This window comes from Burkholderia sp. Se-20373, assembly GCF_017104705.1.
Lineage (GTDB): Bacteria > Pseudomonadota > Gammaproteobacteria > Burkholderiales > Burkholderiaceae > Burkholderia.
In genome coordinates, this window is record NZ_JAAGPH010000110.1 from 19,118 (window position 1) to 28,324 (window position 9,207).

Below are 9,207 nucleotides of genomic sequence, written 5' to 3' on the forward strand. Positions count from 1 at the left end.
ATGGCGGGCGACAAGAAATATACGTACGAAGACGAATTGGAATTCATCAAGAACCTGTATTGCCCGGCCCGACAGGTCGCCGATGAGACGGGCTGCTCATGGAAATTGATCCTTGCGCAGGCTGCGCAGGAAACAGGCTGGGGGGAGCGCGTTCTGCATGGAACGAACAACCTCTTCAACATCAAGGCTGATGCGTCGTGGCACGGTGAGTCGCGTACTTTTACCGTTCCAGAAGAGCGAGAGGATGGCAGCAAGTATTGGGTGACTGCTCCGTTTCGTGTGTATCCATCCATGCTGGAGAGCTTGCGAGATCGTCAGAAATTTCTCGCATCGAATCCGCGCTATGCAGCGGCGGGTCTTTATAGCGAAGGGGTAAAGGGCAATCTCGAAGCGGAAGCAAGGGCACTGCAGTCGGCCGGTTACGCCACGGACAAGAAATACGCGAAGAACATCATCGAAGTGGCCAGTGGCCCGTCGATGAAGCGGGCTATCGAACGGGCACAGAAGGCGGGCTGCAAGGGCTGCCTGCCGACGGTGAATGTGTACGTGCTCGACCAGGCCAAGGCGCATCTGGTCAACACCAAAATTAAGGCGACCCAGGGTGGCAAAACGATCGACCTGGTCACGGACAAGAACGGGCAAGTGCAAGTACAGGCGGCGCTGTCGGGCGGCCCGGTTTCCTTGCAAGCCTGGTCGGAACACGATCACAAGTGGGTACAGATCGAGCAGGCCGTGACGCCGACGACGCCTGCTACGGCCCTTACGGTCGTTGCGCCGACAATCGTCGTGCCGTCGGCGACGGAATTGCATAAGCCGCCGGCTGCCCAGCCCGAAGCACAAGCACAAGCACAAGCACAAGCACAAGCACAAGCACAAGCACAAGCACAAGCACAAGCACAAGCACAAGCACAAGCACAAGCACCGGCACCGGCACCGGCACCGGCACCGGCACCGGCACCGGCACCGGCACCAACTCAGCCTGCAGCGGGTCACCCCTCAGCCCCGGCCTCCGCTGCCTCGCATGCCAGCGCCGATTCGCATGGCGGTACGGAGACATACATCGTTCAGAAAGGCGATACGCTCAGCAAAATCGCAAAGAAATACTCGACAAGCTATCGCGTGCTGGCGCGCCTGAACGGCATTGCATCGCCGTACTTTCTATATCCGCGTCAGGCCCTGACCGTGCCGAAGGCACTTGCGCACCCATCGTCACCACCGGGCGCGGTAACGGCCGCCGCACCGGTGGCGGCAGGCTCATCTGCGGCGGTCGCCCCGGTGGGTGCCGGATCGTCCGCCGCAGCAGCGGCTCCGGCGACGAACGCGGCATCTGCATCGTCCGGTGCTTCGGCCCACGCCGCTGAGACTCATGGGAACGCCGTTCGTGCTGCACCTTCAGCACCTGAAATGAGCGCGCCTGCGCATCCAGGCACGCATCCGACCAGTGGGACTGCCGGGGCATCACCCGCGGCAAAGCCGGCACCGGAAGTGCATGCTGTCCGTTCCCGGGATGAGAGCGATCACCCGAAAACCGAGGCGTTGAGTGCCAGCCATGCACCGTGGATGGCGTATGCAGAGGAGGAGCGTCACGTTGGTATCAAGCGCAAGGGAGGAGACGTTTCCACCGAGCACATCAAGGAGTATTTCGGTGCGACGTCACAAACCAAGGCAGATCCGAATTCCGCCGCATACTGTGCGGCATTCGTGAACTGGTGTCTGCAGCGCGCGGGCTATGAGGGAACGAAGGGAAAGACCAATGCGATGGCAAGCAGTTTCCTCAAGTGGGGGAAACCGACCAAGGGGAACAAGCCGGTATACGGTGCCATCGCCGTCGTGCGCTTCGGCAAAAGTGCATACCACGTTACCTTTGTCAACGGTGCCCATCGCTTCGATGCGCATCAACGTTTGCAATCATTGGCAACGTTGGGCGGGAACCAGGGCAAGGCGCATGAGGTGAATAAAAGCCATCTGCCTCCGTCTTTGGTGGTAGCGTATCGTCTCCCGATCGGCTATGACGCAACCGATGATGACTATCAACTGGCGCTCGTGCCGGATGACGGCAGCACATCGATGACGGCAGCATCGACTCGATAGACGTACTTTCGCCGGAGGCCGGGTGCTACGATGTTACGCGAGACGGGTCGCACTGCCGTTCGATGAGGGGCGATGCCGGTTACTTATTTTTCTCGAATGCTGATGATAAAGCTATCCAAAATCACTGCATGCGCGTTGATCTTCGGCGCGACCGTCTCCAACGTGACGTATGCCCGCGATCTGGACAAGAGCGACCCTGATCGCGCCCATATACTGGCCGCCGTTCACCGGCTGAACGACGGCGAACCGGACCTGAAGAATTACCACTATTTCGTGGTCGATCTGATCAAGGATCATGATGCCGCCTTCGCATGTGTTGCACTGGCGGATAAGGACGGCAGCCTGGAGATGACGGATGACCAGGCTGAGATCATGAAGTTCGCGCTGGAAAAGCGCAACGCGCAATGGGTAGCAACCGATCTCGGCGGTGTGGGATTTGCAGTCGGTGCGAAGCCGGTGCAATCGGATTGCAAGGTGGAAGGACGCGTCGTGGACACGCGTGATGATGTCAATGCTGCGTTGAAGGCAATAGGACACAAGCCATTATCTTCTCGTTGACTTCGGAGATTTTTGGCGGGAACGTGACCGGATACTCAGTGTAGCTTCGCGCCCCGCCCGTGCTCGGGATAATCCACGCCGCGAAGATCGCGCTTTCGCGGTGTGCGCTTGCGACGGTCTCAATGAATTCTCCTGGAATTGCCTTGGTAGCTGGCCGGGCTGGAATGCAGCGGAGTCGTGCGGGCTGAGGAGCAGCGCAGGAGGACGTCGCCTGGACCTCGATGCCGATGGCGTGACGCGCGCAGCGCGCTGCCACCGTGCGAACCTGTTGTATCAACGAGTTCAAGGAAACGGGCGCAACCCGTTATCGGTCATGCGCTCGGCACCCGATTGAAAACGAAACGGGTTTCGGGCAGTGCCGGTCGTACCGGAACGGGCGTCGGCACGATGTGAGCGGTCATCTCCCCGCTCGCCGGCTGGCGGCGCCGAGCAACGCCACGAACGCCGCTTCATCCGCGCGCAAGCCGCGCGGCGTCCGCCGGACCGCGAGCGCGGCGAGCGTGCCCGCCTCGAACGCGTCGAGCACGGCCGGATGGATGTAGCAGCGCCGGCATACGGCCGGCGTGTTGCGCAGTAGCTCGGCCACCGCGCGCACGGTTTCGACGATCTGCTTGCGCGCGTGCGTGACGCCGCGATGCTCGGTGCGCCGCAACAACCCGAGCGCATGCACGCTGCCGGCCCAGGTCCGGTAGTCCTTCGCGGTGAAATCCGCGCCGCCGGCCTCGCGCAGGTAGTCGTTCACGTCGGACGACCCGACCGGATGGCGTACGCCGTCGTCGTCCACATACTGGAACAGCTCGTGCCCGGGCAGCTCCGCGCAGCGCCGCACGATCCGCGCGACCCGCGCGTCGTCGACCGTCACGTCGTGTTCGATCCCGCTCTTGCCGGCGAAGCGCAACTGCACCTGGCCGGGCCGAATTTTCAAATGACGCTTGCGCAACGTCGTCAGCCCGTACGAGCCGTTTTCGCGCGCGTATTCCGCGTTGCCGATCCGCGCGAGCGTCGTGTCGAGCAAGCGGACGATCGTCGCCACGACCTTGTCGCGCGGCATGCCCGGCAACGCCAGATCGCGCTTGACGCGCGCCCGGATGCGCGGCAGCGCACGCGCGAACGCGGCCATCCGCGCGTACTTGTTCGCGTCTCGCGTCTCGCGCCACAGCGGGTGATAGCGATACTGCTTGCGCCCGCGTGCATCGCGGCCGGTTGCCTGAAGATGACCGCGCGGGTCCATGCAGATCCACACGTCGGTGTACGCGGGTGGAATCGCCAGCGCATTGATACGGGCAATTTCGTCGGCATCGCGCACTCGCACACCGTCCGGCCCGTAATACGCGAAGCCGTTGCGGAGCGGCCGACGCGTATAGCCGGGGCGGCGGTCGTCGACATGACGCAGCGGCCCGGCGGGCATGCGTGCATTCGGCTGCGACGGGGCGCGCTGCTTCATGCTGCGGCGCGGCGATCGACGTCGCTGCCGATCCGCGTATCGTCGGGCTGCGTTCCGCTCGGACATCCTGCGCGCACGGTTTTCTCCTGTTTATGCGTCCGTTTCGGCGTCGTGCAGCAAGAACCGTGCGCCATTCCCGGCACGCGCGAGGATGCCCGGCACAAGCGTGCGCCGGACGCGTGGCTCGTGCAAAAGCCGCGCAAAACGCGGCCAAGGCCCGCAAGAACGGGCCTGCCCGCATGCTTAGGTGTTTATACGTATGCCGAATCCGATATCGCCCCAATCCAATATTTCATTAGAAGGTTATCGGACTTGTTTCTAGACTGATGCGGGGCATGCAGACCGGGCCGGCGCGAAGCCCCCGGCCGGCTTACAACCCCGATCCGCGCCTGCGCCACGCAGAAACAGAACAGCGCAGCGGCACACAACGACATCATCGGAGACGAACCATGACATTCATCAGGAAGCTGGCGGCGGGCGCGATCGTTGCCGCGGCGACGGTGCTGGCCGGCGGCGCGCACGCGCAGCAGAAACCGATCACGCTCGGCTTCTCGCAGGTCGGCGCGGAAAGCGCGTGGCGCACCGCGAACACCGTGTCGGTGAAGGGCGCGGCAAAGGACGCCGGCATCAACCTGAAATTTTCCGACGCGCAGCAGAAGCAGGAGAACCAGATTCGCGCGATCCGCTCGTTCATCGCGCAGAAGGTCGACGTGATCGCGTTCTCGCCGGTCGTCGAATCCGGCTGGGAGCCCGTGCTGACCGAAGCGAAGGCCGCGCACATCCCGGTGATCCTGACCGACCGCGGGGTCGACGTGAAGGACCCGTCGCTGTACGTGACGATGATCGGCTCCGACTTCCTCGAGGAAGGGCGGCGCGCCGGCCACTGGATGGAAGAGCGCTACAAGAACGATCCGGGCCCGATCAACATCGTCGAGCTGCAGGGCACGGTCGGCTCGGCGCCGGCCAACGACCGGCGCGCCGGCCTCCTCGAAGTGATCAAGAGCAATCCTAAGTTCAAGGTGATCGCGTCGCAAAGCGGCGACTTCACGCTGGCGGGCGGCAAGCAGGTGATGGAAGCGTTCGCGAAGACCTACGGCAAGCAGATCAACGTCGTCTACGCGCACAACGACGACATGGCGCTCGGCGCGATCCAGGCGATGGAAGAGGCGGGGATCAAGCCCGGCAAGGACGTGAGCGTCGTGTCGTTCGACGCGACGAAGGGCGGCTTCCAGGCGATGGTCGCGGGCAAGATCAACGTCGACGTCGAATGCAGCCCGCTGCTCGGCCCGCAGTTGATGACCGCGGTGAAGGACGTGGTCGCCGGCAAGCAACTGCCCAAGCGCATCGTGACGAACGAGACCGTGTTCCCGATGAACGTCGCGGCCCAGGTGCTGCCGACCCGCAAGTACTGAGCCACGTACCGACGACCCGGCGCGGGCGGCGGCATGGCGGCCGCCCCGGGCGCCAACCGCTTCGAGGGAGGATGCATGGAGAGTCCGCCGGTGGTCGAGATGATCGGCATCGACAAGTCGTTTCCGGGCGTGAACGCGCTGCAGCGCGTGAACTTCCGGTTGTTTCCGGGTGAAATCCACGCGCTGATGGGCCAGAACGGCGCGGGCAAGTCGACGCTGATCAACGTGCTCACCGGCGTGCATGCGCACGACGCGGGCGAGATTCGCGTCGGCGGCGCGCCGGTGCATTTCGCCGCGCCGCGCGAAGCCGAGGCGGCCGGCATCCAGACGCTCTACCAGGAAGTGAACCTGTGCGCGAACCTGTCGGTCGCGGAGAACATCTTCGCGGGCCGGCAGCCGATGCGGCGCGGTGCGATCGACTGGAACACGATTCATGCACGCTCGCGCGCGGCGCTGGCCGAGCTCGACCTGTCGCTCGACGTCACGCGTTCGCTCGACGCATATCCGATCGCCGTGCAGCAGATGGTCGCGATCGCACGGGCGGTGTCGGTCGACGCGCGCGTGCTGATTCTCGACGAGCCGACGTCGAGCCTCGACGACGGCGAGGTCGCGCGGCTGTTCGACGTGCTGCGCCGGCTGAAGGCATCGGGCATCGCGATCCTGTTCGTCACGCACTTTCTCGAGCAGACCTACGCGGTGTCCGACCGGATCACCGTGATGCGCAACGGCGAGCGCGAAGGCGAGTATCTCGCGCGCGACTTGCCGGTCGATGTGCTGGTCGCGAAGATGACCGGCCGCGAACGGATGTCCGACACGCTGCAGGCGGGTGCGGCGGCGGTCGAACGCACCGCCGGCGACGCGGAACCGTTCCTGTCGATGCAGCAGGTCGGCCGGCGCGGGATGATGAGCCCGCTCGACCTCGACGTGCGGCCCGGCGAGATCGTCGGGCTGGCCGGGCTGCTCGGCTCGGGGCGCACCGAAACCGCGCAGCTGGCATTCGCCGCGGAGCGCGCCGACACCGGCGCGATCGAGGTCGACGGTGCGCGCACGCGGCTCGCGTCGCCGCACGACGCGGTTCGCAACGGCATCGCGTATTGCCCGGAGGATCGCAAGAAGGAGGGGATCGTCGCCGCGCTGTCGATCCGCGAGAACATCATTCTCGCGCTGCAGGCGCGGCGCGGCTGGTGGCGGCTGATCGGGCGGGCGCGGCAGCGCGAGCTTGCCGATACGTACATCGCGCGGCTCGGCATCAAGGCGCGCGACGCGGAGCAGCCGATCGGGCTGCTGTCGGGCGGCAACCAGCAGAAGGTGCTGCTCGCGCGCTGGCTCGCGACGGAACCGAAGCTGCTGATTCTCGACGAGCCGACGCGCGGCATCGACGTCGCCGCGAAATTCGACATCATGGAGCGCGTGCTCGCGCTGTGCGCGCAAGGGCTTGCGATCCTGTTCATCTCGTCGGAGATCAGCGAGGTCGTGCGCGTGAGCCACCGGATCGCGGTGCTGCGCGACCGGCGCAAGGTCGCCGAACTGACCGGCGCCGACGCATCCGAGGAGCAGGTGTACCGGCTGATCGCGGGAGGCCAGTCATGACGCGGCTGCGCACGTTGTTCCGTCATTCGCTCGTGTGGCCGGTGCTGACGCTCGCGCTGCTGTTCGCGCTCGACGTCGCGCATCGCCCGGGCTTCCTGTCGATCACGCTGCTCGACGGTCACCTGTTCGGCGCGCCGGTCGACATCCTGAACCGCGCGGCGCCGCTCGTGATCGTGTCGCTCGGGATGACGCTCGTGATCGCGACCCGCGGGATCGACATCTCGGTCGGCGCGATCGTCGCGATCGCCGGGGCGGCCGCGGCGATCGTGCTCGACGCGGACCCGTCGCGAATCGGCGTGGCGCTGGCCGCCGCGCTCGGCGTCGGGCTGCTGGCCGGCGCATGGAACGGGCTGCTGGTGGCGTTCGTCGGGATGCAGCCGATCATCGCGACGCTGATCCTGATGGTGGCCGGCCGCGGCGTCGCGCAACTGCTGACGGGCGGCCAGATCATCCCGATCGGCGCGCCCGGCTACCTCGCGCTCGGCGGCGGCTATCTCGCGGCCGTGCCGTGCGCGGTGTGGATCGCGCTGGCGACGATCGCCGCGACCGCGCTGCTGGTGAACCGCACCGCGCTCGGGCTGTTCATCCGCGCGATCGGCGTGAACCCGGTCGCGACGCGGCTCGTCGGGCTGCGCTCGGGGGCGATCGTGTTCGGCGTGTATCTGTTTTCAGGCGTGATGTCGGCGCTCGCGGGCATCCTGGCCAGCTCGAACGTGCGCAGCGCCGACGGCAACAACGCAGGGCTGCTGCTCGAGCTCGACGCGATCCTCGCGGTGACGCTCGGCGGCACGTCGCTGCTCGGCGGCCGCTTCAGCCTCGCCGGCTCGGTGCTCGGCGCGCTGATCATCCAGACGCTCACCTACACGACCTATTCGATCGGCGTGCCGCCGGAGGCGACGCTCGTCGTCAAGGCGGTCGTCGTGATCGTCGTGACGCTGATCCAGTCGGAGGCTGCCCGTGCGTGGGTCGTCCGGCACGCGTCGCGGCTGCTGCCTTCCGCGCGTTCGCGCGCCACTTCCGGAGCCACGCCGCGATGAACCGATTCCTTGGCCGGCTCGCCGACCCGCGCACGCTGCCGATCGTCGTGACGATCGTGCTGTTCGCCGCGCTGTTCGGCTTCGGGTCCGTGACCTACACGGGCTTCTTCTCGATGCAGGTGCTGACCGGGCTGCTCGTCGACAACGCGTTCCTGTTGATCGTCGCGATCGGGATGACGTTCGTGATCGTGTCGGGCGGGATCGACCTGTCGGTCGGCTCGGTCGTCGCGCTGACGACGATCTTCTGCACGGTCGGCGCCGAGCGGCTGCACTGGCCCGTGTGGGTGATCGTGCCGCTCGTGCTCGCGTTCGGCGCGCTGTACGGCGCGGCGATGGGTGCGTTGATCCATTATTTCCGGCTGCAGCCGTTCATCGTCACGCTCGCCGGGATGTTTCTCGCGCGCGGCGCGTGTTTCCTGATCACGACGCAGTCGATCACGATCAACGAGCCGGTGTTTCATGCGATCGCGGGCTTCAGCGTGCCGGTGGGCGGCGGCACGTTGAGCGCAGGCGCATTGGTCGCGCTCGCGACGCTGGCCGGCGCGATCTACGTCGCGCATTTCACGCGCTTCGGCCGCAACGTCTACGCGATCGGCGGCAACGAGCGTTCGGCGCTGCTGATGGGGCTGCCGGTCGCGCGCACGAAGGTCGGCGTGTACGCGCTGAGCGGCTTCTGTTCGGCGCTCGGCGGCGTCGTGTTCACGCTGTACGTGCTGTCGGGTTACGGGTTGCAGGCACAGGGCATGGAACTCGACGCGATCGCCGCGACCGTGATCGGCGGCACGCTGCTCACCGGCGGCGTGGGCTACGTGGTCGGCTCGGTGTTCGGTGTCGGCATCCTCGGCACGATCCAGGTGCTGATCACGTTCGACGGCACGTTGAGTTCGTGGTGGACGCGGATCGTGATCGGCGCGCTGCTGTGCGTGTTCTGCGTGCTGCAACGGGTGATCGAACGGCACGCCGTGCGGCGGCGCACGGGCGGCACGGGGCTCGGGGCGCCGCGGCCGACACGCAACCCCGCACCGGCGCGGCCAGCATCGCCCGACGAGGATGCCGCGCTGGTTTCGACGATGCG

Annotated in this window: 7 protein-coding genes; 6 read left to right on the forward strand and 1 reads right to left on the reverse strand. The window is 65.9% G+C overall.

All coding sequences use genetic code 11. The features are described from left to right. Complete coding sequence (locus tag G3N96_RS28050) at positions 1-2,091, forward strand: TIGR02594 family protein (RefSeq protein ID WP_206139204.1); 2,091 nt, start codon at positions 1-3, stop codon at positions 2,089-2,091. 72 nt (positions 2,092-2,163) lie between these two features. Continuing rightward, a complete protein-coding gene (locus G3N96_RS28055; RefSeq protein WP_206139205.1) occupies positions 2,164-2,649 on the forward strand; it encodes a hypothetical protein in 486 nt (161 codons plus the stop codon). 397 nt (positions 2,650-3,046) lie between these two features. Here the strand turns inward: G3N96_RS28055 and G3N96_RS28060 are convergent, their stop codons facing one another. Further along, positions 3,047-4,093 (reverse strand): DNA topoisomerase IB, encoded by a 1,047-nt coding sequence (locus G3N96_RS28060; protein ID WP_206139206.1) that lies wholly within the window; start codon positions 4,091-4,093, stop codon positions 3,047-3,049. Between the two features lie 449 nt (positions 4,094-4,542). Between G3N96_RS28060 and G3N96_RS28065 the strand changes: the two genes are divergently transcribed. The 4 genes from G3N96_RS28065 to yjfF all read left to right on the forward strand — a co-directional run. Beyond that, the gene (locus G3N96_RS28065) at positions 4,543-5,505 is read left to right on the forward strand and encodes an ABC transporter substrate-binding protein (protein WP_089429808.1); all 963 of its coding nucleotides are present in this window, start codon (positions 4,543-4,545) and stop codon (positions 5,503-5,505) included. Positions 5,506-5,580: 75 nt separating this feature from the next. Continuing rightward, positions 5,581-7,095, forward strand: a complete 1,515-nt coding sequence (locus tag G3N96_RS28070; protein ID WP_124579094.1) for a sugar ABC transporter ATP-binding protein — start codon at positions 5,581-5,583, stop codon at positions 7,093-7,095. Beyond that, positions 7,092-8,132, forward strand: a complete 1,041-nt coding sequence (locus G3N96_RS28075; protein WP_124579096.1) for an ABC transporter permease — start codon at positions 7,092-7,094, stop codon at positions 8,130-8,132. Before G3N96_RS28070 ends, G3N96_RS28075 begins: the two co-directional genes overlap by 4 nt. Then, positions 8,129-9,207: galactofuranose ABC transporter, permease protein YjfF (gene yjfF / locus G3N96_RS28080; RefSeq protein WP_206139207.1), on the forward strand; the 1,079-nt coding region annotated here is incomplete at its 3' end. The genes G3N96_RS28075 and yjfF, both read left to right, overlap by 4 nt.

What these genes read in the sequence shown, in the direction of transcription:
- G3N96_RS28050 (WP_206139204.1), top strand. Translation starts at nt 1, where the DNA reads ATGGCGGGCGACAAGAAATATACGTACGAAGACGAATTGGAATTCATC.
- G3N96_RS28055 (WP_206139205.1), top strand. Translation starts at nt 2,164, where the DNA reads ATGCCGGTTACTTATTTTTCTCGAATGCTGATGATAAAGCTATCCAAA.
- G3N96_RS28060 (WP_206139206.1), bottom strand. Translation starts at nt 4,093, where the DNA reads ATGAAGCAGCGCGCCCCGTCGCAGCCGAATGCACGCATGCCCGCCGGG.
- G3N96_RS28065 (WP_089429808.1), top strand. Translation starts at nt 4,543, where the DNA reads ATGACATTCATCAGGAAGCTGGCGGCGGGCGCGATCGTTGCCGCGGCG.
- G3N96_RS28070 (WP_124579094.1), top strand. Translation starts at nt 5,581, where the DNA reads ATGGAGAGTCCGCCGGTGGTCGAGATGATCGGCATCGACAAGTCGTTT.
- G3N96_RS28075 (WP_124579096.1), top strand. Translation starts at nt 7,092, where the DNA reads ATGACGCGGCTGCGCACGTTGTTCCGTCATTCGCTCGTGTGGCCGGTG.